Raw genomic sequence first — 26,093 nt, 5'->3', positions numbered from 1 at the left:
TGCGGATATGAGTGTCAAATCTGCGGCCGCAGGGGCCGCTCGCGCAAGCCGCAGGCCCGCCGTCTCGGCGTCCGCTTCGCGCGTATTATGGCGGATCGTTTTCTACGCGGTCAGCATCGCGATCTCGGTATTCATGTTTCTCCCGTTCTTCTGGAGCCTGATCACCTCGCTCAAGCCGAGCGACGAGATTTTCTCCATGCCGATCAGATGGCTGCCGTCGCGCCTGACGCTTGAGCATTATCGCGCGGCGTTTACGACCGTTCCGTTCGGCCTGTACTTCTGGAACTCGCTCGTGCTTGCCGTAGCGGGCGTGGCGGCGAACCTGTTCTTCGGCTCGCTCAGCGGGTTTGCGTTCGCGAAGCTGAATTTCAAGCTGAACAAGCCGCTGTTCCGCGTGCTGCTCGCCGCGATGATGATACCGGGCATCGTGACGATGATTCCGAGCTTCTACGTGCTGAAGCATTTTCCGTTCGCCGGGGGGAACGACTGGTACGGAGCCGGAGGCAACGGGTTCCTTAACTCGTTTTGGGGGATTATCCTTCCCGGCGCATCCGGATCGTTCGCGGTGTTTTTCATGCGCCAATTTTTCCTCACCTTGCCGTCCGACATGATGGAGATGGCCCGGATCGAGGGGGCGGGAGAATTCCGGATTTTCTGGAATATCTATTGGCCGCTTACGAAGCCGGCGCTGGCCACGCTTGGCATCTTCACCTTCCAGGCGGGGTGGAACAGCTTCCTCTGGCCGATGATTATTCTCAACGACCCGGACAAGGCGACGATTCAAATGGGACTGCAGGCGTTCTCCTACAACCATCAGACCGACTTCGGTCCGATGATGGCGGGCGCGTTGATCGCGATTCTGCCGATTCTGCTACTGTTCCTCGCCCTGCAAAAGTACTTCGTTCAAGGCATCGCGTTCAGCGGCACGAAGGGTTAAGGCGTGCGGATGACGAGGATGACCGGATGGATGCTCGTCGCCGTCGCCGCCTTGCTGCTGGCGGCCGCAGGCTGGGCGTGGCGGACAGGCGCACTGCACGGAGCCGCCGGGGCGGACGATTCCCGCGCCGGCGTGTGGGCGGAGCGCGCGGAAGCCGCGCAGTCCGCGCTGGACGGGGCTTTTTGGGATGCCAAGCGCGGGCTGTACAACAACGCCGCGCCTTGCATTTTGCAAATGTGCACGGATCCTTTTAATTACTGGTGGATGGCGCATGCAGCGGACGTACTGACGGACGGGTACGAACGGACAGGCGAAGCCAAGTACGCGGAGCGCCTCGCCTCCCTGTACGACGGACTGCTCGCGCGCAACGCGGAAGTGTGGCCGAACGATTATTACGACGACATGGCGTGGATGGGACTGGCCTGGCTCCGCGCGTTCGACGCTACGGGCGAAACTCGATACAAGGAAGCCGCGCTGACGCTGTGGGGAGATATCCGGGGCGGCTGGAACGACGAGGCCGGCGGCGGTATCGCTTGGCGCAAGGCGCAGACGGACTACAAGAACACGCCGGCGAACGCGCCGTCAGCCATTCTCGCGGCCCGCTTGTACGAGCGTTTCCAAAACCCCGAGGATCTGAGTTGGGCAAAGCGCATCTATGAATGGGAAAGCCGTACGCTGGTCGATCCCGACACCGGCTTCGTCTGGGACGGCATCAACCGGACGGGCGACGGCGCGATCGACAAGGCGTGGCAATTCTCGTACAACCAAGGCGTCTACATCGGCGCCGCAGTGGAACTGTACCGCGCGACGAAGGATGAAGCGTACCTGGCGTCGGCCAGGCGGACGGCAGATGCGGCGGCAGCAGTGCTGGCCGGAGGCCCGGCAGGCATGCTTCCGTCCGAAGGGGACGGCGACGGCGCCTTGTTCAAAGGCGTATTCGTTCGCTATCTGGGCGAGCTGATCGAAGCGGACGGCGCGTCGTCCGGGCAGGCGAAGCTGCTCTTGGCGAACGCGAGCAGTCTATGGACGGACGGACAGGCGACGGGCCGTCCGGAGGGCGATTCCGATGGAGAGATCGAAGGCGACGCAAAAGGGAACGGTTTGTTCGGACCCGCCTGGTCGCAGCCGCCCGAGACGGTCGTCGGGCTGAGCGCCGATCTTAGCGGCGTTATGCTGCTCGAGACGGTCGCCCGCCTGGAACGGGCAGGCCTGTTGAAATAGCGCTAGGCGCTTCGGCCGGAAGTCGACGGAGAGCCGCGAAAATAAAGGCAGCATTGAGGAACAGGGAGCGTGAGCGACATGTTGTGGAACGAGCGGGCCGAAAAAGCGCAACAAGCGTTAGACAGGGAATTTTGGAATCCATCCATTCGGATGTACGATATCGAGACGCCGTGCCCGGACGGAACGTGCAATACGATCTTTCATTACTGGTGGATGGCGCATGCCGCGGACGGTCTGGCGGACGGTCTGCTGCGCACGGGCGACGACCGGTATGCCGACCGGCTGTCCGAGCTTCACGAGGGTATCCGCACGAAAAACGGCGGAGCGTTCCCCAATCTGCTGTACGACGATATGGAATGGATGGCGATCGCCTGGCTCCGCGCATATGACGCGACAGGCGAGGAACGGTACAAGCAGACGGCGCTGTCGCTCTGGGCCGATATCCGTACGGGATGGAACGATACGATGGGCGGCGGCATCGCTTGGCACAAGGAGCAGCTAGGGTACAAAAACGCCCCGGCCAACGGGCCTGCCGCGATTCTGGCCGTCCGGCTCTATAGGAGTTTCGGCCGGGAGGAAGACTTGTCTTGGGCAATCCGAATCTACGATTGGCTTAAGCGGCATCTCGTCGATCCGGAGACCGGCTTCGTGTGGGATGGGATGAATCGTCTGGGCGACGGGGCGATCGACAAGGAATGGCGCTTCACGTATTGCCAAGGCGTCTTTATCGGCGCCGCGGTCGAGCTGTTCCGGGCGACGGGGGATGCGGCATACCTCGCCGACGCGAATCGGACCGCAGCTGCTGCGTCTGCCGAGTGGGCCGGCGCCATTCTCCCGGACGAAGGCGACGGAGACGGCGGTTTGTTCAAGGGCATTCTCGTCCGGTACTTGTCCGAGCTCATCCTGGAGACACAGGAGGCGATGTCCGCGCCGGCGGCCTGGTTGTTCCGCAATGGGGTGACGCTATGGGCGGCGACGCATGGCGCGCAAGACGAAGGCCGTCATTTGTTCGGTACGGATTGGCGCTCCGCGCCTGCCGGGAAGGTGACGCTTAGCGCGCAGCTCAGCGGCGTCTTCCTGTTCGAGCGGCTGGCAGCGTTGGAGAAGCGCGAGCTGTTGCCCGCTGCGGATGCCGCCTTCGCCTCCCACACGGATAGCTGAATTTGTCCATGCTTTTTTAGAACGCCCTCCGTATACGGGGGCGTTTTTGACTTGTCGCTTGGAAGTCGTAGGAGCAAATCGGTCAGAAGCCTTTGCGCAAATAAGCGAATGCCGTCCGGACACGCGTCAAGTTCCGAAAAACGAAGACGCAATACGAAATATCGAGCCTACCCACGCCGCGGGAGGGATCGTACAATACAAACAGATGAAAACACTTACAACGCTTGAAAAAGACAGGAGGTCGATCGTATGGATGCCCGGGCGGAGGCGCTGGAAGCGCAGCGAACGCCGGCGCGCGCGCGCCGGGGCGGGGCGGCCGGATGGGCCAGGAAGCTGCTCGCCCAGCGCTACCTCCAAGCGATGGCCTTGCTCGGCGTAGCCTGGATGCTCGTGTTCAACTACATCCCGATGTACGGCCTCATCATCGCGTTCAAGGAATACAACATCATCAAGTCGGTCGGCGAGGCGCCTTGGGCGGGGCTGACGCATTTCCGCGAATTTTTCTCGGACGAACAGCTGCCGGGCGTCATCCGCAATACGATCGGCATCAGCCTGCTCAAGCTGATCGTCGGATTCCCGCTGCCGATCCTGTTCGCCCTCTTCCTGAACGAGCTCCGGTCGATTCGGTTCAAGAAGGCCGTGCAGACGATCTCGTATCTGCCGCACTTCCTGTCCTGGGTCATCCTGGGCGGCATCCTGACGACCTGGCTGTCGGACGTGGGCGTCATCAACAAGGTGCTGCTCGCGCTCGGCCTCATCCGCGATCCGGTCGATTACCTGGCCAGTCCGGGCTACTTCTGGACGATCGTGGTGAGCTCGGATATTTGGAAGGAGCTCGGCTGGTCGGCGATCATCTATCTGGCGGCGATGGCGAGCGTGTCCCCGGAAATGTACGAGGCCGCGACGATCGACGGCGCCGGACGCTTCCAGAAGATGCGGTACGTGACGCTGCCCGGCATTGCCGGCACGATCTCGATCCTGTTCATTCTGGCGGTCAGCGGTCTCCTGAACTCCAACTTCGACCAGATCTTCGTCATGCGCAACGCGCTGAACGACAGCACGAGCAACGTCATCGACATCTTCGTGTACCAGACGGGCATCTCCCAATCCCGCTATTCGTACGCGACCGCCGTCGGCCTGATCAAGTCCGTCATCACGCTCGGCCTGCTGCTCGGCGCGAACGGCATCCTGAAGCGCATGAATCAATCCACATTGTTCTGACCGAGAACTATGGAAGGGAGGGCATCCGATGTTCGCATTAAAACGAAGAACGAGAGGCGAGGCCGTCTTCGACGGGGTCAACGTCCTGCTGATGCTCGTCATCTGCTTCGTGACGATCTACCCGGTCTGGTACGTGCTCGTCAACTCGCTGAACAGCGGGCAGGACGCCATGCGCGGCGGCATCTACTGGCTGCCCCGCGTTTTCACCCTGGACAACTACGCGGCGGTCGTCGACAATCCCGGCATCGTGACCGCGATGGGGATCACGGTCGCCAAGACGCTCGCCGGCACCGTCCTGCACGTCTTTTTCACGGCGATGGTCGCCTACGCGTTCTCCCGGCGGGAGCTGATCGGACGCAATCTGTACATGATCCTCGGCACGGTCACGATGATCTTCAACGGCGGGCTCATCCCAACCTTCCTGCTCATCCGCGACCTGCAGCTGCTGGACAACTTTTTCGTCTACATCATCCCGGCCATGTTCAGCTTTTTCGACCTGATCATCTTCGTCTCGTTTTTCCGCGAGCTGCCGCAAGGACTCGAGGAAGCCGCCAAGATCGACGGCGCCAACGACCTGGTGCTGTTCCTTCGGGTCGTCATCCCGGTCTCGCTGCCGGTCGTCGCGACGATCGCGCTGTTCCACGGGGTGTGGCAGTGGAACGACTACTTCGCGGGCGTCATCTACATCACGCAGAACACCGAGCTGCAGCCGATCCAGACGTTCCTGTACCGCGTCGTCGCGCAGAACGATACGAGCCAGATGGTTACGGCGGCTGCGGGCGGCATCACGAAGTCCGTCACGTCCAATTCGGTGAAAATGGCGACGATGGTCGTCACGACGCTGCCGATCGTGCTCGCGTATCCGTTTCTGCAGCGGTACTTCGTGAAGGGGCTTATGATCGGTTCGATCAAGGGTTGATCCGGGTGGACGCCGCTTCCATTATAAAGAGGGCAACGACGACTCACCACATAGAAGACTGTCAATTAGATCGCAAAGGGGAACGAACATGAACAAACGCGTATCCAACAAAACGATCGCTTCCACGCTGCTGCTCGCGCTGACGTTCTCGCTGTCGGCCTGCGCCGGCGGCGGCAACAACGAGAATCAGGCGAGCCCGAGCGCCTCTGCTTCCAGCAGCGCCAGTCCGTCCGCCAGCGCGCCTTCGGCTTCGGCTACCGCCTCCGCGAGCGCGGACGGCGGCGAAGCGTCCGCCGACGCGCCCGGCTGGCAGGCGGACGCCGCCAAGCCGATTACGTTCGACTGGTACCTGAATTTCTCCTGGTTCCCGAACAAGTGGGGCGTCGATCCGACCTCCCAGTACGTCACGAAGAAGACGGGCGTCAACATCAACTTCATCGTCCCGGCGGGCAACGAAAACGAGAAGATGAACACGATGATCGCTTCGGGCAAGCTGCCGGACTTCATCACGCTCGGCTGGTACGAGGACGCGGTCAAGAAAATGCAGGAGGGCGGGCTCGTGCTGCCGCTCAACGAGCTGGCCAAGGAATACGATCCGTACTTCTTCAAGGTCGCCGACCCCGCGAAGCTGAGCTGGTACACCCAGCCTGACGGCAACGTCTACGGCTATCCGAACGCGTCGTCCTCGCCGAAGGATTACGAGACGTACGGCACGAATTTCACGTCCAACCAGACGTTCCTCGTCCGCAAGGACATGTACGAGGCGCTGGGCAAGCCGGATATGCGCACGCCGGAAGGCTTCCTCGCCGCCCTCAAGGCCGCGAAGGAAAAGTTCAAGGACGTCAACGGCCAGCCGCTCATTCCGCTCGGCCTCCACGAATTCACGCCGACGGGCAACTATTCGCTCGAGGATTATCTGGCCGACTTCCTGGCCATTCCGCGCGACGTCGACGGCAAGTTGAACGACAAGTATGCACTCGTCGACAACGAGGAATACGTGAAGTGGCTCAAGGTATTCCGCCAGGCGAACCAGGACGGCCTGCTTGCGAAGGATATCTTTATCGACAAGCGCACGCAGATGGAAGAGAAGATCGCGCAGGGACGTTACTTCGCGATGATCTATCAGCGCTCCGATCTGGCCGCCCAGGAGAACGTGCTCTACGCCAAGGACCCGAACTCGGTGTATATCGCCGTCGACGGTCCGGCCAACGCGAAGCAGGATCCGCCGAAGCTGGCAGGACCTTCGATCTCCGGCTGGACGGTCACGCTCATCTCCAAGGACGTCAAGGACAAGGCGCGCGCCATCAAGTTCCTCAGCTACCTGATCAGCGAGGAAGGGCAGAAGGATCTGTACCTTGGCGAGAAGGGCTTCTCGTATGATACGATCGACGGCAAGGACCAATTCAAGCCGGAAGCGCTGCAGCTCATGCAGACCGACCGTACTTCTTTTGACAAAAAGTATGGCTCGTCGTACACCTTCTGGATGCTGATGGACACGAACATGAACCTGCAATGGGCGCCGCCGAGCGTCGAACCGACGAAGCAGATGGAGGACTGGACGCGCGGCAAGACGGTCAGCTATTCGCAGTACGACCTGATCGACCCGCCGGCCACGTCGCCCGAAGGCATCGCCAAGACGAAGATCGACACGCTCTGGAGCAAGGCGCTGCCGAAGCTGCTGCTGTCGAAGTCCGACGCGGATTTTGACAAGATCCTGCAGCAGTTCAAGGACGACCGCGCCAAGGCCGGCTATGACGCCATGCAGGCGTTCCGCCAGAAGAAGTTCGAGGAGAACGTCAAGAAGCTTGCGGATTTCATGAAGTAAGGCATTGACCAAGGACTGTCGTCCCTTCCGGGACGGCATGTCCTTTTGGAGTTTCTGGGGCGCAGCTTCGAATTCGACGGCAAACGGAAGTGACGGCATGCGGATGCGGACATTTTGGAAAAAAACGATGAGAAGGCTGGTTGAGCGGCAGGAGCAGTGGTCGCTGCAGACGCGGCTCATCCTGGCGTACGTGATCATATTGCTTATTCCGAGCGTCCTGATCTCGCTGCTGCTGTTCAGGCAGTTCACGGGCAGCGCGATCGACGAGATGGAAAAGAAGAACGAGAATACGCTCGAGATCGAGCGGCTCAATATCGACAACAACATCGAGACGATGCAGCGGGCGGCAGAGCTCAGCCAGGCAGACCAAGACGTGCTCGATTATATCTCCCGGACGACGGAGCCGGACACCGCCGAGTTGATCGATTTCAGCACGAGAGTCGTTCCGGTCATTAACCGGCTCCAGTACAACAATCCGAATCTGCTGCATATCCGCATCTTCTTCGACAATGCGCTGATCAACGAGATGTATCCGGTGTTCGCGGAAGAGGGGCGGGTCGCGTCGGAGCCTTGGTTCGGCCGCTTGACCGCTTCGAAAGAGAGGAAGGAGTGGCGCTTGGCGCCTGACGACCCGGATCCGTTCAAGATGAAGATCGGGGAAGCGACGGGCGTCGGCCAGGCGAAGGTCGCCTTCTTGAAGGAAATCGAGTATCCGCTGGGCGTCCATGCCGGCATCCTCGAGGTCGACATGCTCATGTCGAGCTTCTTCCCCAAGACGTTCGGCAGCAGCGAGGACGACGTGTCCCAGCTCGTCATCGCGGATCCGCAGGGGCATCTATTCTATAACCGGCAGCAGAAGCTGCTGGCTTCGACCGGCGTGACCCCCGAAGGGCTGGCTAACGCGCTGAAGCCGGCGGGTTCGGAGCCGTCGTCGAGCTTCCGCTTGACGCTCGGAGGCAAGCCATTCCTGGCCGTGTCCCGGACGATCGAGCCTTTGGGCGCGCGGATGGTCAATCTCGTATCGCTGCAAAACGTGCTGGACAGCGCGAGGCATACGCGCGACCGCATCATCGCGGCCAACGTCATCCTGATCGCGATCCTCGGCATCGCGACGTACGTGCTCAATTCGTTTATTTTGAAAAAGCTGCATATCTTGGCGGATTCGATGAAGAAGGCGCGCAAGGGCGACTTCGGGTTCGACCTGACGGTCCGCGGCGGAGGCGAGGTCGGCGAGCTGGCCCATCACTTCCGCAAGATGCTGCGCAAGATCAACGAGCTGATCGCGGACGCGGTGAACAAGAAGGCGGCCTCCAAGGAGACCGAGCTGCGGTCGCTGAAAAACCAGATCGACTCCCACTTCCTGTACAACACGCTGGAAAATATCAAGATGATGGCGGAGGTGGAGGGGCAGTATCCGATCTCCGACGCGCTCACCTCGCTCGGCGGGCTGATGCGCTACAATCTCAAGTGGACGAGCGAATACGTCAGGCTGCGCGACGAGGTCGCGCATATCACCAACTATATCGCCATCATGAACATCCGTTACGAGAACAAGATTCGCCTCGCCCGCGACATCCCGTCCTCGCTCCTCGATCAGGAGCTGCTGAAAATGTCGCTGCAGCCGATCGCGGAGAATGCGGTCAAGCACGGGCTGCGCGCGTCGTCCACGCAGGAGCTGACGATTCGCATCGAAGCGGAAGCGCGCGAGGGAACGCTGATGCTTGCCGTTCGGGACGACGGCTGCGGCATGCCGGCGGAGCGCGTCGCGCAGCTCAACCGGTCGATCGCCGCCGAGGCGCCGCAGCCGTCCGGCACGGCGGCGTCCCGCGAGGACGCCGGACAGGAAGGCGGAGGCATCGGGCTGCGCAACGTTCATCAGCGCATTCAGCTGTACTACGGCAAGGAATACGGATTGACGGTGGAGAGCGAAGAGGGCGCGTACACGCGCGTCGTGATTCGGATTCCTTACTTTATTTTGACGGGAGGCGCAGGCTGATGCGAACGCTGCTCATCGTCGACGACGAGAAAAACATACGCGCGGGTCTGAAGGCCATGATCGAGCGCCAGTACCGGGAGCGGTACGACGTGTCGCTGGCCGCCGACGGGGCGGAGGCGCTGGCCGTCATCGGCGCCGGACGGATCGACATCCTGATCACGGACATCCGCATGCCCGAGATGGACGGCTTGGCGCTCATCCGGCATGCGGCGGAGCTGTCCCCGAAGACCGCCGTCATCATCCTGAGCGGCCACGACGACTTCGGCTATGCCAAGGAAGCGATCAAATTCAACGTGCGGGAATATTTGCTGAAGCCGATCGTCCGGGAGGAGATGTACGGCATCCTCGACCGGGTGGAGGAGGAGCTGAGCCGCGCCGAGGAAGCGGAGAGCCGGCTCGACGAAGCGGGCCGGGTCCGGGAGGCGCTGCGGGCGGCTCAGTTGAACTACATCTTCGTGCATCCCGCCGTCGATCCGGCCGAAGCGGCGGAGCGCTGCCGCTCCGCCGGACTGCAGCGCCTGGAGCCGGCCTACCGCGTCGGCGCGCTCAAGTTCGCCGGCGACCGACGGCAGAACGTGCTCGCGCAGGAGTTTCTCGCGCGCAGCGCGGAAGGGCGCGCCTCGTTCCATCTGGAGGATCAGGACGGCTACCTGATCGTATTGACCGAAGAGGCGGCGCTGTTCGACCGGCTTATGCTGTATTTGAAGGATAAAAGCGTCTCCTCCGCCTATCATATCGGGCTCAGCCGCACGAAAGAGAAGCTCGAGGACGTTCGCGCCGGCTACGCCGAGGCCCGGCGCGCCGCGGGCTACAGCCTGCTGCAGCCGCGCTGCAGCTCTTCGCTCATTCGCTACGAGAGCGTCATGGACAGAGCCGGCGCGCCGGAGCTGCCGGTCGACGACGTGCGCAGGCTCGCCAATATGCTGGGAACGGACCGCGAGCCGGACATGAAGGCGATCCTGATGCGTCTGTTCGACTTGAAAAAGACGTCGGAAGTCTCGCTCGACTATTTGGAGCGCCTCAGCAAGCTGCTGAACGAGACGGTATTCGACGAAGTATTCCGCGCGCACGGCGAAGAATCGCTAGAAATATTGCGTCTGTATAAGCGGGTAGGCAGCATCTATCACTTTTCGGACATTCACGAATATTTTCACGAGGCCGAAAACTTGCTGTTCCGGCTGAACGATTACGTCCGGACGGTTCGCTCGGCGCTCGCGGACAACCGGGAGATGCGGAAGGCCGTCGCGTATATCGAAGCGCATTATGCGGAGGACCTGAACATGGCCACGGTATCCAATCACGTGTCGCTAAATTACTCGTACTTCAGCGAGCTGTTCAAGGAATTCACGGGCCAGAGCTTCGTATCGTACGTAAAAGCCGTGCGGATCGGAAAGGCGAAGGAGCTGCTGGCGCGGACGGACGGCAAAATTTTCGAGATCGGCCAAAGCGTCGGATTCGAAAACGCGAAGCAATTCAACCGCGTGTTCCGGGAGCTGGAGGGCGTCCCCGCGTCGGAATACCGCGCGCGGCTGCAGGCGGCGGGTCATCCCGGCGCGGGATCTTGAGACCTACGGATCGTAAAACAAGCTTTTTTCCTGCTCGATCTGCCTTATGCCGTTTCTTGTCTTTGGAATACGATGTTGTATCCTAAGACAAGGAAGTGATTGAATTGGCCAATCGAAATTTACGCCTCGCGCTCTGGTCCGGTACCAACTTTACGGGCCGCCGCATCGTATTCAGACGCGGAGGCGTGGCGGTTCGAGATCTGGGCGCATTCCGGTTTAACAATGTTCTGTCGAGCTTCAGGCTGAACAATGTCGTGCAAAGCGCACAGGTCACGCTGGTCCTGTTTTCCCAAGTAAACTTTCGAGGCTCGTTCCGCGTGTTCCGCGGCAGCCAGAGCGTGGCGAACCTGGGAAGCCTTAATTTCAACAACGTCACGTCTTCGTTCGTCCTGGTCGGACGCAGATTGACGAATGAGGAGATCGCCCGCATTCAAAGCACGGGCATTCCGCCGCGCGACGTGCTCGTCATCAGGCAATAACGGCTCCACCGCCAAGCTTGCACAGCCAAGCTCGGTCCCGAATTCCGGACGCGCGCTATCGCGCAAAGGTACAGGATCGAGCTTCGTATCCGCTCGTCGTTCGGCCTATCGCGCAAAAGTGCAGGATCGAGCTCCGCGCCAACTCGTCGTTCGGCCTATCGAGCAAAAGTGCTGCATTTTCACCGGAATCACGCCGGATCTCAAGTAAAGAGGCGATCTATCGTGCACATTTGCGCGATAGATCGTCAAAAGCCCCCTTACCGGCCTTGGATGATGTACTTTTGCAGGATGGCACGGATAGGGGAGCGACCGGAACGTCAGGCCGGCCAAAATGGAAGCAATGAACTGCGGGGTTACTGGAGCAAGCCTTCCAGCCTTCCGCTACGACCGAATCGAAAAGACCGTCAGGGCGATCTTCCCTGGCGGTTTCTTTTTTGCGCCGGGAGCTTCGTCGCCCCGCTCTCCGAAAGTTTATTTTTTTTTAATCTTTTCCTTATTTCCGGTTTATTTTCGTTTTCAGGCGATTTAGAATTGGCCGCTAATATGAACTCAGGCGGTCGACGAAGCCGCGAATCGAAATCAGGAGGTCATGAAGGATGAAAAAGAAATTGGCGATGGTAGGAGCGGGGCTGACGATCGGGAGCGCGCTGCTGGTGACGTCCGCATTCGCGGACATCGGAGGCGCGGGCGGCGGCTACGAGGCTTACAAGACGGCGGTAAAAACGACGACGGCGGCTTCGAACGCGACGCAGCACTACGTCCTCTCGGTGAAGGATAACGGCCAGGAACTGCTGAACGTCAACGGGACGCTGAAGGAAAGCAAGGCCGCACGGGGCGTCAGCGGCAACGCCGAGATCGCGACGGGCGCGGCATCCGAACAGCTCGAATTCTACCATCAAGACGGTACGACGATCTTCAAGTCCGGCAGCAGCGATACGTACAACGTGGCGACGGAGACGGACGAATCGAATCGCGCCGAAGGCCATGACTGGGGTCCCGAGGATCCCGCCGTACAACAAGGGCTGGAGAAGCTGGTCGACGCGCTGGTCGGCAATCTGAAAAATAACGTGAACCTGAGCGGAGGAACGGGCGGCGCGCAAGCGGTCGACATGACCTTGAAGGGTTCGCAAATTCCGGCGACATTCAACGTGATCGGCTCGCTCGTCGTGAAGGAAGCGCTGAACGCGGAGAACTTGCATCAGGATTCGGGGATGAAGGATACGGGCGTCGTCGGCATCGATCTCTCCCGCCTGGACGCGAAGCTTCCCCGGTTGACGCAGGACGTGAACATCGACGAGGTCTCGCTGCACGCCGAGATCGACGCGAATCATTTTATCGTCCATCAGATCGTCGAACTCGCGGTCACGGGCAAGGATGAAGCGGGCGCAGCGCATCGCCTGACCGTCAGCGCGGATATCGATACCTGGGACGTGAACGCTACGACGCCGGATACCGTGGACCTGGCCGGCAAGAAGACCAACAAGATCGAAGCCGACAAGCTTCAAGACTAACGGGCGGATGACATCCGGAAAAGGGAGCGGCCTGGCGGCCGCTCTGCCGCTTCACTAAGAGGAGGGAGATTATGTCGGAAGCCGCGGTGCTGGATATACAAGGGCTAACGAAACGATACAGGAACAATCGGGGCGTAAGCGAGGTCACGCTCCAGGTCAACAGAGGCGACGTCTACGGTTTCTTCGGACCGAACGGCGCCGGCAAGTCCACGGTCATGAAGATCGCCGCGGGCTTGGTCCGGGCGGATCGCGGAAGCGTCCGGCTGTTCGGAGCCGATGTCGCCGAGGATTACGAGCGCGCCATGCGGCGCGTCGGCGTGCTGATCGAGAAAGCCGAAGCCTTTGAATACATGAGCGCCTACAAAAATCTGGAGCTGGCCGCGAGGCTGTATCCGGAGCTGCCGAGGACGCGGATCGACGAGGTGCTCGAGCTGACCGGACTGTCGGCGAGCAAGCGGGAGAAGGTCGGCCATTTTTCGCTCGGCATGAAGCAGCGGCTGGGAATCGCGTCCGCGCTGATCGGCAGGCCCGAGCTGCTCATCTTGGACGAACCGACCAACGGGCTGGATATCGAAGCGACGGTCGACCTGCGGGAGCTGATCGGACGGCTTGCGAGCGAGGAACGAATCACCTTTTTCCTGTCCAGCCACCTGATCTCGGAGATGGAGTCGATCTGCAACCGCATCGGCATCATTCAGGAAGGCCGGATCATTCGGGAAGGCAGCTTGACGTCGCTGAAGCAAGCTTCGGGCCAGTCGCTGGAAAGCTACTACATCAGTCAGATTCGATCGGAAAGAGGGGGAGAGACGAATGGAACTGCTCAAGCGGACGACCGTCAATGAGCTTGCGAAGCTGTACGCGAGAAAGAAAACGATCTGGCTGCTGGCGGTCGCCTTGATCCTGCCCTTCGCCGGGCTGCCCGCGGTCCGGCAGCTGCAAGACGGACTGGGCGTCGCAGGCGTCGCAAGCGATCAGTATGCCGTCACGATATTGAACGTCATGACGCTGTTCGTGCTGCCGCTGCTGATCTTCATGACCGCGTCCGATATGGTATCCGGCGAGATCGGCGACAAGACGATCCGATCCGTGCTGTCCCGGCCGGTGAACCGGTCCAAGATCTATGCCGCGAAGCTGTTCGCGCTGTTCGTTCATACCGCCGGACTGCTGCTGCTTGTTTTCGTCGCATCGGAGGCCGCGGCCTTCATGCTGCCGGACGCCGGAAAAGCGGCGGGGGGACTGGCCGAAACCGCCGTCGCCTATGCGGCGTCCGCTCTCCCTTTATTCGTGCTGTGCACGGCGGCGGCATGGGTAGCGCTCGGTTTCAAAAACGCGAGCGGCGCGCTGACGGTGTGCATCCTGCTGTACGCGGCCGCCAAGGGACTGGCGCTCGTCTTCCCCGACTACATGGTCTTCTCGCCCGTCACGTACATGAATTGGCATCAACTCTGGCTGGGCGGCTCGCTCCCGGCGGGGAGATTATTCGCGATATTCAGCCTCCTGCTAGGGTGCGGTATGGTATTCTATACAACAGGCTATTACGTTTTCGATAAAAAAGAAGTGTAGGAGAATGCATATGTCGATCCGGGTAAGGCTCTTGCTGTCCTATCTGGCGATGCTGATCATCCCGCTCATCCTGATCGGCATTTCCTTCCTGGTAATCGTCGTCTCGGCGGTGGGCGATCTCAAGACGGTGTTCACGCTGGATACCGGCGACGGCAATCCGCTTGCGGCGATAATGGGCGAAGAGGCGAGCATCGCATCGGATATCCGGACGCGAATCGCGGGCGACCCCGATTCCTTGCGCGACCCGTCCCTGATGAAGGCCTACGACGACCGGCTGCAGAAGATCAACATGGGGTTGATCGTCCGGCTGGGCGACCAGGTCGAATATATCTCGCCGGACCTGAAGGAGACGAAGGTCGCTTCGAAGCTGCCGCCCTTCGGCAGCGAAGTCCGCTGGATGGAAGGCCACGATATCGGCAACGGCAGCTGGATGCTGGACCGTCAGTACAATGTCGTCTTCCAGGACGGCTCCAAAGGCAGCTTTTATATGCTGCTGAACTTGGATTTTCTGGGCTGGCTCGCGGAGCGCATTTCCAAGCCCTTTTTGCTCGCGCTCCTGATTATCCTGGTGGTGGTCAACGGCATATTGACGTATTTCGTTTCCCGCAGCATCATTCGCCCGCTTCGTTCCCTGCGGCGAGCCGCAGAGGAGATTAAGGAAGGCAATCTGTCCCACCCGGTCCGCCCCGAATCGCGGGACGAGATCGGCGAGCTTGCCGCCGCGTTCGAGGAGATGCGGATCAAGCTGAAGGATTCGGTCGACCTGCAGCTGCAGTACGAGGACAACCGCAGCAACCTGATATCGAACATTTCGCACGATCTGAAATCTCCGGTCGCCGCGATCCGGGGCTACGTCGAGGGCATCATGGACGGCGTCACGCATACGCCCGAGATGCTGGACAGCTACATCAAGACGATTCACCGAAAAACGGTCCAGATGGACCGCTTGATCGACGAGCTGTTCCTGTTCTCGAAGCTGGACCTGAAGCGGCTGCCGTTTCACTTTGAAGAGGTGGCGCTGGACGGCTTTCTGTCGGATTGCGCCGAGGAGCTCCAGCTGGACGCGGAAAAGCGCGGCGTGAAGCTGAGCTACGAGCCGCCCGCGCTTGCGGAGCCGGCCATTGTCGTGGCCGACCGCGAGAAACTGAAGCGCGTGTTCGTCAACGTCGTCGAGAACGCGGTGAAGTACGCCGACAAGGCTGACGCCGCCATATGGATCGGATTCATAGAAGAAGACGGGTATTACAAGATCGGGATCCGGGACAACGGGAAGGGGATCTCCGCGGAATCGTTGCCCCATATATTCGAACGCTTCTACAGGGCGGACCCGGCCCGCAACGTGGATACGGGAGGCAGCGGACTGGGACTCGCGATCGCGCAGCAGATCGTCGAGGAGCACGGCGGCCTGCTGACGGCGGCGAGCCAGCTCGGGGCGGGCACCTTGATCACGATCTCGCTTAAGAAATGGACAGGAAAGGGGCGCGCCGGATGAAACGCATCCTGATCGTCGAGGACGATCTCAGCATGGCGGAGCTCGTGCGGGATTATCTCGCGATTCACAACTATGAACCGCATATCGAGACCAGCGGCGACCGCGGGCTGAAGCAGGCGCTCGAGGGCAAATTCGATCTCGTCCTGCTCGACCTCATGCTGCCGGGAATCGACGGCTTCGAGATTTGCCGCCGCTTGCGCAGCGAGCTCGATATTCCGATCCTCATGGTCTCCTCCAAGAAGGAAGACATCGACAAGATCCGAGGACTCGGGCTCGGCGCGGACGATTATGTCGTCAAGCCGTTCAGCCCGAGCGAGCTGGTGGCCCGCGTGAACGCGCACCTCGCCAGGTACGAGCGCCTGTCGGGCGGCGGCCAGAAGCGCGAGGAGATCCGGATCCGCGGCCTGCTCATCGACAAAGCCTCGCGGCGCGTCTACGTGAACGACAAGGAGGTCGCGTTCACGACGAAGGAGTTCGATCTGCTCGCGTACCTCGCCTCCAATCCGAACCGCGTCTTCAGCAAGGAGCAGCTGTACGAGCAAATCTGGGGCATGGACTCGCTCGGCGACCTGCCTACCGTCACGGTTCATATCCGCAAAATCCGGGAGAAAATCGAGATCGATTCCTCCCGGTCGCAGTACATCGATACGATATGGGGAGCCGGCTATCGCTTCCAGGTTTAAGGGGAAGGCGTTAGGGCGCTGCCGCATCAAGCGCGATGCCGGCTCATCTCCACGCACATCAGGATAAACGCGCCCGCTCCGTGCAGATCGTTCGCGCTGGTCGGGCGCGCGATATAGTGGGCGTAGTCGCCGATGCCCGTGCCGATGCAGATGCCGCCGATGACGACGCGGTCTTGCTCGTCGAACGTCAGCGTATCGATCACGCCTTGATAGCCTCTCCAGGCGTTCGCCATATACTTGGCGTCCAGGCAGCCCATCCGCACCGCTTTGGCGATCGCATGGACGTTTAGGGCGGTGCAGGAATTTTCAAGCCAATTGTCCGGCCGGTCGGTCTTGTCCACGACCTGGTACCAGCGGCCGGTGGCGGCGTCCTGGTACTTCGTCAGCGCGACGAGCAGATTTTGCAGGATGGGCGTCAGCTTGGCTTTGTCGCGGTGATCCGCGGGCATGTGCTCGAACATCTCCAGCAGGGCGACCGGGTACCAGCCGATGGCGCGCCCCCAGAACTCCGAGGCGAGACCGGTCTTCGGATCCGCCCACGCGGCGGTCCGGGTCTCGTCCCAGCCGTGGTACATCAAGCCGGTGACGGGATCCGTCGTATGCTCCGCCATGAGCAGCGCCTGATGCGCCATCAGATCGAAGTACGCATCGTCGCCGAACGTCCGGCCGTATTGGACGGCGATCGGGCCGCCCATGTACAGGCTGTCGAGCCACATTTGATTCGGGCAATAGTCTTTGTGCCACAAGCCGCCCGAAGGATTCGTTTTCCACGTCTTGATCAGCGGCACGAGCGCGTCCAGCGCCTTCTTGTAGCGTTCGTCTCCGGTTTGCTCGTACAGGTTGAACAGGAGCACGCCGGGCTGGATGTCGTCGAGCTCCTCCAGGTTGATCTTCCGGATGCTGCCGTCCTCGCGTACCTGGCTGTCCACCCAACGCTTGATGTAGTCTAAGTATTCGGGCTTCCCCGTTTCCCTCCAGCATTTCTCCATGCCCGACAAGAACACGCCCTGATGATAGTGGAACCGGTCCGGGGGGAGCTGCTCGGGTTCGAACTTGGCCATCAGCGCCTCGCAGGCCAGCTCGGCCCATCGGATCGGGGAGTACGTATCCCGGGACTGGGTTCCATAGGCGGTTGCCGTTTGCGGCTGTTCCATCTTGCGCATTCCTCCTTTGTGTTATAAACCTATAGTAGCAGCGATAAATGTTCATTTTTTGCGATTTATGCGGGATTCTTCTTATATCTTGCGGTATAAAAGGCGTACGAAGGGCGGTGGAGGCGGTGGAGGCGGTGGAGGAGATCCGTTACGACAACGAGGATGGCACCTTTACGGTCTCCCATCGGAAGGCGCCGCGGCATCACATGCCGGTTCGGCACTTTCACGGCACGTACGAGATCTTTTATTTGATGTCGGGGCGGCGGCGGTTTTTTATCCAGGACCGGACGATCGTCATCGGCGAAGGCGACATCGTCGTCATCGCGCCGAACGTCGTGCACCGGACGACCGATACGGACATGCCCGAGCACGAGCGGCTCGTCGTGAACCTGCGCGGGGAAGACATGCTCGCAGTGAATGGCGCCTGCGCGGGTATGCTGAATGCGCTGTCCGGACGGGAGTACGCGGTCGTCACCGCGGGATCGCCGTCCGACCGGCGGGATGTCGATGCCCTTGCCCGGCGGATCGTGCGGGAGGTGCAGGGGCGCGAGCCCGGGTTCGAGGTTTACGCGCAGACGCTCGCCATCCAGCTGCTCGTGACATGCTTCAGGCTGGCGGGTACGGGAGACGAGGCGCGCGGCGAAGACCTCAGTCCGATGCATGCGCGCGTGTCGGAGGTCGTCCGGTACATCAACGAGCATTACGCGGAGCCGCTGTCGCTGCGTCTGCTGTCCGAGCGGTTTTTCGTCAGCCCGTATTATTTAAGCCGCTCCTTCAAGGAAGCGACGGGCTTCAGCTTCGTGGAATACGTCAACAGCGTCCGGGTCAAGGAGGCAAAGAAGCTGCTGGAGCAAACCGCGCTTCAGGTCAATCAGATCGCGAGAAAGGCCGGCTTCCGTTCCGTCGCGCATTTCGGCCGCGTTTTCAAGGAAGTCACGGGGCATGCGCCAATGTACTACAGGAAGGGGAGATAGCGGCTTATCGTCGCGGACTCCCTTTTTTCGTGCGAATCCGATCGGATCTTATCAGATAAGAATAATCGTTAAATCTGCTTATTTGCCCGGCCCCCCGCTTCCGCTAGATTGTCTAGTAGGCACGAACATCCAGGAACGCAGGAGGACGAGAAACGCGATGATATTCGAGAGGTTCGAGGAGAAGCACATGGAGGGCGCGGTGGCGTTGTGGAACAAGGAGCTGGGCGCGTCGTATCCGATGCGCCCGAGGCTGCTGCGGCAAAATGCGCTGGAGGATCGCCGGCTCCTTCGCAAGGGATCTTGGGTCGCGCGGGCGTCCAAGGACGGGGCGGTCACCGGGCTTGCGATCGCGAAAAGGGCGGGCGATGACGACGGCCGCTTCGGACTTCGGCGCGATGCCGGGTGGATTCAGGCGCTGCTGGTCGATTCGGCGCATCGGGGGAGGGGCTTGGGGAGCGAGCTGCTTCGCCTTGCGGAGGATGCCTTGCGCGCCTCCGGCGCGGTGCGGGTCGCGCTAGGCAATGATCTGCACCGCCGGCTGTTCCCAGGCATACCCGGCGAGCTGGCGGAGACGCGGCTTTGGTTCGAGCGTCGGGGATACGTTCACCGGGAAGACGTCTACGACCTGATCAAGACGTACGGCCCTGACGAGCGCGTCGGCATGCCCGAATTCGAAGGCGGCGCGGCGGCGAGAGTCGCGGAGCCGGCGGACCGGAAGGCGCTGACGGCGTTCATGGCGCGGTGCTTCCCGGGTACGTGGGATCTGCAGCACCGCGACTATTGGGAGCGTGGCGGTACGGGGCGCGAGTACGTCCTGCTCGAGCGGGACGGCGCGATCGTCGGCTTCTGCCGGATGAACGACGCGGCATCGCCCCTGCTCGCGCAGAACGTTTACTGGGCGCCGCTGTTCGAAGAGGAGCTGGGCGGCATCGGCCCGCTCGGCATCGACGAGGCGTGCAGGGGACACCGGTACGGCATCTCGATCGTGCAAGCCGCCATTCACTTCCTGACGGCGCGCGGCGTGCGGCGGGTCGTCATCGACACGACCCCGTTCGTCGACTTCTATGGCAAGCTCGGCTACGAGCTGTGGAAAACGTATGCCAAGTACGACAAGGCGCTGGACGAGGCGTAGGAGGAAGCGAGCTCCGCGACCGCATCGCTAAGCTCGGGCTGTTGTGGGAGCAGCGGTTGCAATTGCGGCAAGCGACACCCGTGTTGAGGCTGTAACCGCAAATCCAGCGGTTGCAGCCAGCTCCCTCACTTAGTCACACCACCGCACCGTAATCCCGCCTGCAGTGGCACCACAGCCAGTAACGCTAGGTTTAGCATTCTACGAGCAGCAAATGGACTCAGCGGCCGCTATTTTCGAGGTTTGTGCGCATATGGAGGAGGTTGCGGACCAAGGTTCCGTTATTTGTGGAAAAGAGGAGGGATCGAGTGCCTGGAGCGACGAATAGCGACTCCTCAGTCCGCAAAGACGCGAAAATGAGCGATATTCGAGAAATAGCGGCTCGTGTGTCCGCAACTCGCCGCCCCGCAACGCCACCATCCGTAAATCTACCACCGCCTTGACCCAGCGTTCCTAGACTCATCATCCGCACCGTAATCCCGCCTGCAGTGGCACCACAGCCAGTAACGCAAGGTTTAGCATTCTGTGAGCAGCAAATGGACTCAGCGGCCGTTATTTTCGAGGTTTGTGCGCATATGGAGGAGGTTGCGGACCGAGGATCCGTTATTTGTGGAAAAGAGGAGGGATCGAGTGCCTGGAGCGACGAATAGCGGCTCCTCAGTCCGCAAAGACGCGAAAATGAGCGATATTCGAGAAATAGCGGAACGTGTGTCCGCAACCTGCTGCCCCGTAACGCTATAATTTGTAAAACCCCCACCGCCAAGCCTCACAGCCAAGCCCCACGCCAAGCCCTACCGCCACGCCCCCACGCCCCCACCGCACCTTCACCGATTATGACTCCGCCTGAACTCGCTCGGCGTAAGCCCCGTGTACCGCTTGAACACGCGGTTGAACGAAGCGACGGTGTAGTAGCCGACGAGCGAAGCGATCTCCTGGATGAGCAGATCGGTATCCCGAAGCATCTGGCTCGCTTTGTTGATGCGCACGGTCAGAATGTAGTCGCTGAGATTCGTGCCCGTCTTTTCCTTGAAGTACGTGGACAAATAAGGTCCCGTGATGCCCAGCTTGCCCGCGATCGCGTCGAGCGAGAGATCGTCGCCGAAATGCTCCTCGACGTATTCCATGACGAACTTCGTGATGATGTCGGTCTCGGATTTTTTCGCGCGCACGGCTTCGGCCGACCGCGACAGGAATTTCCCGAAGAACGCCTTGTATTGCTCCAGCGTGTAACAGCCCTTCAAGTGATCGTAGGGCGATCCGCCCTCGGCGAAGGTCGTGAACGAGATATTTTGCGCGTATAAAATTTTGATCGTCCGATTGACCACATCCTTCGCGAAATCCTGAAATTGATGGGCGAGCGCTCCCGCTCGCGCGAGCTGGTCGAGCAGCTGGTTCACGAGCGGCACCGTCACTTCGTCGCAGCCGGCCTGCAGGTTTGCCGTAAGCTCCTGCTCCTCCGAAGGCGCGGGAATCATGAGCGAAGGCTGCGGGATCCATTCGCCGATGACCTGCACGTCCTCGCCGAGCCTGCGCTGCTTGACCAGGTCGAGGACGTCCTGGTACGTCTCCGCGAAGTCGGCGGAGTGGCTGCGGACCGGGCTTATCGCGATCGTGAAGTTGCAGTACGGGATATCCGTGCCGAGCATGCGGACCAGCTCGTCCATATTTTCGCCCCGCAGGCTCGCGCCGCGGTCGCTTTTGACGAACAGGATGGTAAGCACCTGGTCCTTCTCCAGCTGGAAGGTCAGGGAATCGTCGTACCGGCTGGAGAAATGCGCGTCGATCAGCTCCTTATACATGTTGAAGGCGCGCTGCGGCGCATTCGCGATCTCCTTGGCGAAGCGGTCTTTGAATTCGATCTGCGACAGCACGAGCCGATAATGAGTGTCCGAGTCGACGTCCATCGGCAACTGATCGCCGCCGCCGTGGATCTTTTTCAGCTTCTTCATATAAGCGAACTGCTGCAGCAAATTGTTTTTGGCGAGCAAATCCTCGTGATACTCGCGGTTCGAGCGCGACAGGTCGCTTAAGGTGTCGTGCAGCAGGTTGAATTCCTTGATCCGGCTCCCCTCGCCCGCGGGGACGCCGACCACGCGCAAGGACTGCACGGAGCGGATCATGTTCGCAAGCGGATTGTGGAACCGTTTGGAGAACCAATACGAAACCGCAAGGCCGATCAGCACCGACAGTACGAGCAGCGCCAGCATGATCAGGTTCAGCCGGCGAAGCTGCGCGGCCAGCCCTTTGTCGGGCACCCGCTCGACATACGTAAACCCGGTCTCCCCGCCGGTCCGGTAGAAGTAGTAGCTATCTTCGATCTTGACGTAACCCTTCCCGGTCTTTCCGGCGAGCGCCTTGGGGAGAGCCAGACGATCGTCGGAAGAAAATAGCGTCTGACCGCCGCCGTCGACGATAAAAAACGTGCTGCTCGGCTTGGCCTGGTGGAAAGCCGCATAGATGCGGTCGCCGTTCAGAAAGGCGATGAAGGCGAAGTCGTGATCGTAACCGTTTTTGACCAGAATCGGCAGCAGCGTCCCGAGCGGCTTGCGCTCGAACGGCGTGACGGAGGCGAACGAAGCGGCCGGGTAAACCTTAAAGCTCTCCTCGCCGTCCATCTCGTGCCGCCAGAATTCGGCCGTGTAAGCAGGTTCATAGTAAAACTTCGAAAACATCGTGCCCGCGTCGCGCGTGCCGTCGCGGTCGATGATGAATGCGTCGCTGCGGAAGTAATAGACGATATTGTCCAAATAAAGCGAGGTGTTGTTCAGGTCGTGCGCCAGCGCCTTCTGCACGTCGACGACGACGTCGTACCGCCGCATCGGATCGCCGCGCTTCAAGATTTCCGTGTCGTTGTCGAATAGATAGCCTAGCATGAAGCTGCGGACCAGCTTGATATGCTTCTCGTAATTGGCTGCGGTCGCGTTCAGATTGAGGCTGCTGTTCAGGATGATCTCGTCCCGGATGCTTTGCCTGAAAAACGTGAAGGCGACCCAGTTGATGGATACCAAAAGGAGAATGATCGCGATGAAGCTGCCGAACAAGGTGTAGAAAAGAGACATCTGGTTTTTGGCCGTCCCCCGGAATCGCGCCGTCCATTTCATCCGATTACTCCTTTTTAACAATTTCGTCGATCAAGCTTTACATAAATCAGAGTATAGCCCCGTGTCAGCTTTTCGCTCAATACTCATCGCTTCGGATCCTTATCTTTTTTTACGATCGTCCTCAGGTCCCCACACCTTTTTAAGATTCGACAAGAACCGTAAGATCCACTGATGGCGGGCCTGCCGCGGCACTTGGTATGATGACCGCATTCGAACGGAGGAGGCGGTCTTACAAATGGCATATCGCGTGGCCGTGATCGGGGCCGGCATCATCGCAGGCTCGCATCTGAAGGCGATGCGCAGCATGGATGCTCTCGCGCCCTGCGCGATCGCGGACATTGCCCTGGATCGGGCGAACGCCTTGGCGGCAGAGCACGGCATCTCGTCCTACGCGGACTACAAAGAAATGATCGAAAAAGAACGGCCGGATATCGCGGTCGTCACCCTGCCTCATTACTTGCACAAGGAAGCCGCGTGCTTCGCCGCCGCCCGAGGCTGCCATGTCATGCTCGAGAAGCCGATGGCGATGAACGTCCGCGAGTGCGACGAGATCATTGAAGCCGTTCATGCGGGCGGAATCAAGCTGATGGTCGGCCACACGCAGCATTATGACGCGGCCAACCTCGCGGCGAAGGCCTGGATCGACGGCGGTCGGCTCGGGCGTCTCACGATGATCAACGACAGGCGGCACCAGCGGTACGATACGCCGAGCAGGCCGGCATGGTTTTTCGAGAAAGACAAGGCCGGCGGAGGCATCCTGACGAATCTGGGTTCGCATTCGATCGACAAGATCTTATGGATGACCGGCGAGCGGATCGCGAGAGTGACGGCAAGCATCCGCTATGCGGATATGAGAGGGGATATCGAAGGCGGCGGCTCGGCGTTCCTCGTGACCGAGTCGGGCATCCCCGCGACGCTGTCGCAGTCGGGCTACCCGGGCGCCGTCGTCGACGAGACGGAATTCAGGTTCACCGGCGGCAGCATGAAGCTGCTGTCTGGCAGGGGGCTCTGGATAAGCGACGGCGGAGATTATGAGCAAGTACCCATGCCGTCGCAGCCGGACCCGTTCGTCCGCCAGTTCGAGGACCTGATCGGCGCGATTCGCGAGAACCGCGAGCCCGAATGCTCGATGGCTTACTCCCGCGGCGTCGTGGCGGTCGTGGAGAGTCTGTACCGTTCCCACGAGCAACAAGCGGAAACGGCCGTCGAACATTAAGAAGCTTCGCTTCCGTTCGGATAACCGAAGAAATGCGAGGTTTCCGCATATCGCATCATTGCGCCGCTGCCGGAACGTTCATTAAGCTAGGCGGCATAGACACATCGCTTCAGACTGGAGGGTCGCAAGTGGCGTTATTCCGATTGAAATTCAATAGAAGCAAGTACCTGCTGCTGCTCTTTTTGCCGGCGCTCGTGTATTACATTCTGTTCAAGTACGTGCCGATGTTCGGCATCCTCATCTCGTTCAAGGATTACAACCCGTTCAAGGGGATCTGGCATAGCGACTTGGTGGGGCTCAAGTATTACGAAATGTTTTTTCACAGTCCGGATTTTCCCAAGCTGCTGAAAAACACCGTCCTGCTCGGCGTCTACAAGGTCGTCTTCGGCTTCCCGGCCCCGATCATTCTGGCGCTGCTGCTTAACGAAGTGAGGAAGGGCATCGTCAAGCGGCTCGTGCAGTCGATCAGCTACCTGCCTCACTTTATCTCGAACGTCGTCGTCGTGAGCATGATGTTCCTCTTCCTGTCTCCGACCAGCGGCCTCGTCAACCATGTGGTCGAGTGGATGGGCTACAGCTCGATCAACTTCATGCAAAACGAGAACTACTTCCGCACGCTCTACATCCTGTCCGAGATCTGGCAGCATATCGGCTGGGAGACGATCATCTATCTGGCCGCGCTCAGCGCCATCGATCCGCAGCTGTACGAAGCGGCGACCGTGGACGGCGCCAGCCGCTGGCATCAGCTCCGCCACGTCACGCTGCCGGGCATCATGCCCGCGATCGTCATCCTTTTTATCCTGAACATCGGTCACGTCCTCGACATCGGCTTCGAAAAGGTGCTGCTCATGCTGAATCCTTCGATCTATTCGACGGCGGACGTGCTCAGCACGTACGTGTTCCGAACGGGGATCCAGGCGATGAACTACAGCTACGGCACCGCGATCGACCTGTTCACGAGCGTGGTCAACCTGCTCTTCATCCTCACGGCGAACTGGATCAGCCGCAAGACGAGCGAGACGAGCCTATGGTGAGGAAAGGAGCGAACGCGTCATGAAGCCTAAATTCGGTTTATTCGATGTCATTTTGTATGTCGTGCTATTCGCCGTCGCCGCGTCGGCACTGTATCCGTTCATTTACATGATCGCGGTCTCGATCAGCGGCACAGTGCCCGTGCTGAAGGGCGAAGTGTTCTTCTGGCCCAAGGAATTCAACCTGAACACGTACGCGGCCGTCTTCGACAACCCTGAGATCGGACGCGCCTACGTCAATACGATTATCTATACGGCGCTCGGCACGGCCATCTCGCTGATCGTCAGCGCGGCGGGGGCTTACTCGCTTTCCAAGCGGGACATGCTGTTCCGCAACGGCTTCATGGTCATGGTCGTCATCACGCTCTTTTTCAGCGGCGGCATGATCCCGACCTTCCTCGTCGTCAAAAGCTATCATCTCATCGATACGATTTGGGCGATGGTGCTGCCGGGCGCCGTCAGCACGTGGAATCTGATCGTCATGCGCACGTTTTTCTCCGGCATGCCCCAAGAGGTGGAGGAATCCGGCAAGATCGACGGCTTGACCGATATCGGCATCTTTTTCCGGCTCGTGCTTCCGCTGTCCAAAGCGATACTCGCGACAATCGGCTTGTTCTACGGCGTCGCCATCTGGAACAACTTTTTCTCCGCGCTGCTCTATCTGCGGGATGCCGACTTGTTCCCGCTGCAGGTCATCGTCCGCAACATGGTGCTGCAGGGCTCGGGGGGCGCCAACGGCGCAGGCAACATCGGCGGCGACAGCATGATCGTCGACGAAGCGCTCAAGTACGCGACCATCATCGTGACCACGGTTCCCATCCTCTTGATCTACCCGTTCCTCCAGAAGTATTTCGCCAAGGGGGCTCTCATCGGGTCGGTCAAAGGTTAACATACAGACATGGGAAAATTCGATCG

At 60.2% G+C, this 26,093-nt stretch carries 21 protein-coding genes; 19 read left to right on the top strand and 2 right to left on the bottom strand.

Annotated elements, in window-relative coordinates:
- The first annotated feature begins 7 nt into the window (after nucleotides 1–7).
- The 14 genes from BM235_RS05325 (at nucleotide 8) to BM235_RS05265 (ending at nucleotide 16,573) form a co-directional block, all read left to right on the top strand.
- Nucleotides 8–937: a carbohydrate ABC transporter permease gene (locus BM235_RS05325; protein ID WP_090110223.1), complete on the top strand. Its 930-nt coding sequence runs from the start codon at nucleotides 8–10 to the stop codon at nucleotides 935–937.
- 18 nt (nucleotides 938–955) lie between these two features.
- Nucleotides 956–2,158, top strand: coding sequence for a glycoside hydrolase family 76 protein (locus tag BM235_RS31950; protein ID WP_255374064.1), 1,203 nt, complete (start codon nucleotides 956–958; stop codon nucleotides 2,156–2,158).
- Nucleotides 2,159–2,236: 78 nt separating this feature from the next.
- The gene (locus BM235_RS31945) at nucleotides 2,237–3,319 is read left to right on the top strand and encodes a glycoside hydrolase family 76 protein (protein WP_177244202.1); all 1,083 of its coding nucleotides are present in this window, start codon (nucleotides 2,237–2,239) and stop codon (nucleotides 3,317–3,319) included.
- A gap of 249 nt (nucleotides 3,320–3,568) precedes the next feature.
- The gene (locus tag BM235_RS05315; protein WP_090110221.1) at nucleotides 3,569–4,540 is read left to right on the top strand and encodes an ABC transporter permease; all 972 of its coding nucleotides are present in this window, start codon (nucleotides 3,569–3,571) and stop codon (nucleotides 4,538–4,540) included.
- 28 nt (nucleotides 4,541–4,568) lie between these two features.
- Nucleotides 4,569–5,459 carry a carbohydrate ABC transporter permease gene (locus BM235_RS05310; protein ID WP_090110218.1) on the top strand — a complete coding sequence of 297 codons (891 nt, stop codon included), beginning with the start codon at nucleotides 4,569–4,571 and terminating at the stop codon, nucleotides 5,457–5,459.
- A gap of 88 nt (nucleotides 5,460–5,547) precedes the next feature.
- Nucleotides 5,548–7,284 carry a type 2 periplasmic-binding domain-containing protein gene (locus BM235_RS05305; RefSeq protein WP_090110216.1) on the top strand — a complete coding sequence of 579 codons (1,737 nt, stop codon included), beginning with the start codon at nucleotides 5,548–5,550 and terminating at the stop codon, nucleotides 7,282–7,284.
- A gap of 127 nt (nucleotides 7,285–7,411) precedes the next feature.
- Nucleotides 7,412–9,280 carry a cache domain-containing sensor histidine kinase gene (locus tag BM235_RS05300; RefSeq protein WP_158543906.1) on the top strand — a complete coding sequence of 623 codons (1,869 nt, stop codon included), beginning with the start codon at nucleotides 7,412–7,414 and terminating at the stop codon, nucleotides 9,278–9,280.
- Nucleotides 9,280–10,845, top strand: coding sequence for a response regulator (locus BM235_RS05295; RefSeq protein ID WP_090110211.1), 1,566 nt, complete (start codon nucleotides 9,280–9,282; stop codon nucleotides 10,843–10,845). The genes BM235_RS05300 and BM235_RS05295 overlap by 1 nt, the downstream gene beginning before the upstream one ends.
- 104 nt (nucleotides 10,846–10,949) lie before the next feature.
- Nucleotides 10,950–11,324 carry a hypothetical protein gene (locus tag BM235_RS05290; RefSeq protein WP_090110209.1) on the top strand — a complete coding sequence of 125 codons (375 nt, stop codon included), beginning with the start codon at nucleotides 10,950–10,952 and terminating at the stop codon, nucleotides 11,322–11,324.
- A 596-nt stretch (nucleotides 11,325–11,920) separates the two neighbouring features.
- On the top strand, nucleotides 11,921–12,835 hold the full coding sequence (locus BM235_RS05285) for a hypothetical protein (RefSeq protein WP_090110207.1): 915 nt from the start codon (nucleotides 11,921–11,923) through the stop codon (nucleotides 12,833–12,835).
- 71 nt (nucleotides 12,836–12,906) lie between these two features.
- Entirely contained in the window at nucleotides 12,907–13,677 is a 771-nt protein-coding gene (locus tag BM235_RS05280; RefSeq protein WP_090110205.1) for an ABC transporter ATP-binding protein, read from the top strand.
- Nucleotides 13,646–14,398: an ABC transporter permease gene (locus BM235_RS05275; RefSeq protein WP_090110203.1), complete on the top strand. Its 753-nt coding sequence runs from the start codon at nucleotides 13,646–13,648 to the stop codon at nucleotides 14,396–14,398. Before BM235_RS05280 ends, BM235_RS05275 begins: the two co-directional genes overlap by 32 nt.
- Nucleotides 14,399–14,408: 10 nt before the next feature.
- Nucleotides 14,409–15,890 (top strand): sensor histidine kinase, encoded by a 1,482-nt coding sequence (locus tag BM235_RS05270; protein WP_090110201.1) that lies wholly within the window; start codon nucleotides 14,409–14,411, stop codon nucleotides 15,888–15,890.
- Nucleotides 15,887–16,573 (top strand): response regulator transcription factor, encoded by a 687-nt coding sequence (locus BM235_RS05265; RefSeq protein WP_090110199.1) that lies wholly within the window; start codon nucleotides 15,887–15,889, stop codon nucleotides 16,571–16,573. Before BM235_RS05270 ends, BM235_RS05265 begins: the two co-directional genes overlap by 4 nt.
- Before the next feature lie 26 nt (nucleotides 16,574–16,599).
- Here the strand turns inward: BM235_RS05265 and BM235_RS05260 are convergent, their stop codons facing one another.
- Nucleotides 16,600–17,727 (bottom strand): glycoside hydrolase family 88/105 protein, encoded by a 1,128-nt coding sequence (locus BM235_RS05260; protein ID WP_090110197.1) that lies wholly within the window; start codon nucleotides 17,725–17,727, stop codon nucleotides 16,600–16,602.
- Between the two features lie 134 nt (nucleotides 17,728–17,861).
- Between BM235_RS05260 and BM235_RS05255 the strand changes: the two genes are divergently transcribed.
- Nucleotides 17,862–18,701, top strand: coding sequence for an AraC family transcriptional regulator (locus BM235_RS05255; protein ID WP_090111031.1), 840 nt, complete (start codon nucleotides 17,862–17,864; stop codon nucleotides 18,699–18,701).
- 157 nt (nucleotides 18,702–18,858) lie between these two features.
- A complete protein-coding gene (locus tag BM235_RS05250; protein ID WP_090110195.1) occupies nucleotides 18,859–19,833 on the top strand; it encodes a GNAT family N-acetyltransferase in 975 nt (324 codons plus the stop codon).
- Nucleotides 19,834–20,654: 821 nt separating this feature from the next.
- Here the strand turns inward: BM235_RS05250 and BM235_RS05245 are convergent.
- The gene (locus BM235_RS05245) at nucleotides 20,655–22,931 is read right to left on the bottom strand and encodes a helix-turn-helix transcriptional regulator (RefSeq protein WP_090110193.1); all 2,277 of its coding nucleotides are present in this window, start codon (nucleotides 22,929–22,931) and stop codon (nucleotides 20,655–20,657) included.
- 235 nt (nucleotides 22,932–23,166) lie between these two features.
- Here BM235_RS05245 and BM235_RS05240 point away from each other — a divergent pair, with 235 nt between their 5' ends.
- The 3 genes from BM235_RS05240 (at nucleotide 23,167) to BM235_RS05230 (ending at nucleotide 26,067) form a co-directional block, all read left to right on the top strand.
- Nucleotides 23,167–24,147, top strand: coding sequence for a Gfo/Idh/MocA family protein (locus BM235_RS05240; RefSeq protein WP_090110191.1), 981 nt, complete (start codon nucleotides 23,167–23,169; stop codon nucleotides 24,145–24,147).
- 128 nt (nucleotides 24,148–24,275) lie between these two features.
- A complete protein-coding gene (locus BM235_RS05235) occupies nucleotides 24,276–25,181 on the top strand; it encodes an ABC transporter permease (RefSeq protein WP_255374063.1) in 906 nt (301 codons plus the stop codon).
- A gap of 19 nt (nucleotides 25,182–25,200) precedes the next feature.
- A complete protein-coding gene (locus BM235_RS05230; protein WP_090110187.1) occupies nucleotides 25,201–26,067 on the top strand; it encodes a carbohydrate ABC transporter permease in 867 nt (288 codons plus the stop codon).
- The last annotated feature ends 26 nt before the right edge of the window (nucleotides 26,068–26,093 follow it).

The organism is Cohnella sp. OV330 (genome assembly GCF_900112065.1).
GTDB lineage: Bacteria > Bacillota > Bacilli > Paenibacillales > Paenibacillaceae > Cohnella.
This window is presented reverse-complemented; position numbering and strand designations above follow the sequence as displayed.

Excerpts from the sequence above, each read along its gene's own strand:
- BM235_RS05245 (WP_090110193.1), bottom strand. The coding sequence starts at position 22,931 with ATGAAATGGACGGCGCGATTCCGGGGGACGGCCAAAAACCAGATGTCT.
- BM235_RS05250 (WP_090110195.1), top strand. The coding sequence starts at position 18,859 with ATGATATTCGAGAGGTTCGAGGAGAAGCACATGGAGGGCGCGGTGGCG.
- BM235_RS05300 (WP_158543906.1), top strand. The coding sequence starts at position 7,412 with ATGAGAAGGCTGGTTGAGCGGCAGGAGCAGTGGTCGCTGCAGACGCGG.
- BM235_RS05265 (WP_090110199.1), top strand. The coding sequence starts at position 15,887 with ATGAAACGCATCCTGATCGTCGAGGACGATCTCAGCATGGCGGAGCTC.
- BM235_RS31945 (WP_177244202.1), top strand. The coding sequence starts at position 2,237 with ATGTTGTGGAACGAGCGGGCCGAAAAAGCGCAACAAGCGTTAGACAGG.
- BM235_RS05310 (WP_090110218.1), top strand. The coding sequence starts at position 4,569 with ATGTTCGCATTAAAACGAAGAACGAGAGGCGAGGCCGTCTTCGACGGG.
- BM235_RS05240 (WP_090110191.1), top strand. The coding sequence starts at position 23,167 with ATGGCATATCGCGTGGCCGTGATCGGGGCCGGCATCATCGCAGGCTCG.
- BM235_RS31950 (WP_255374064.1), top strand. The coding sequence starts at position 956 with ATGACCGGATGGATGCTCGTCGCCGTCGCCGCCTTGCTGCTGGCGGCC.
- BM235_RS05270 (WP_090110201.1), top strand. The coding sequence starts at position 14,409 with ATGTCGATCCGGGTAAGGCTCTTGCTGTCCTATCTGGCGATGCTGATC.
- BM235_RS05280 (WP_090110205.1), top strand. The coding sequence starts at position 12,907 with ATGTCGGAAGCCGCGGTGCTGGATATACAAGGGCTAACGAAACGATAC.
- BM235_RS05260 (WP_090110197.1), bottom strand. The coding sequence starts at position 17,727 with ATGGAACAGCCGCAAACGGCAACCGCCTATGGAACCCAGTCCCGGGAT.
- BM235_RS05315 (WP_090110221.1), top strand. The coding sequence starts at position 3,569 with ATGGATGCCCGGGCGGAGGCGCTGGAAGCGCAGCGAACGCCGGCGCGC.
- BM235_RS05230 (WP_090110187.1), top strand. The coding sequence starts at position 25,201 with ATGAAGCCTAAATTCGGTTTATTCGATGTCATTTTGTATGTCGTGCTA.
- BM235_RS05305 (WP_090110216.1), top strand. The coding sequence starts at position 5,548 with ATGAACAAACGCGTATCCAACAAAACGATCGCTTCCACGCTGCTGCTC.
- BM235_RS05325 (WP_090110223.1), top strand. The coding sequence starts at position 8 with ATGAGTGTCAAATCTGCGGCCGCAGGGGCCGCTCGCGCAAGCCGCAGG.
- BM235_RS05295 (WP_090110211.1), top strand. The coding sequence starts at position 9,280 with ATGCGAACGCTGCTCATCGTCGACGACGAGAAAAACATACGCGCGGGT.
- BM235_RS05275 (WP_090110203.1), top strand. The coding sequence starts at position 13,646 with ATGGAACTGCTCAAGCGGACGACCGTCAATGAGCTTGCGAAGCTGTAC.
- BM235_RS05285 (WP_090110207.1), top strand. The coding sequence starts at position 11,921 with ATGAAAAAGAAATTGGCGATGGTAGGAGCGGGGCTGACGATCGGGAGC.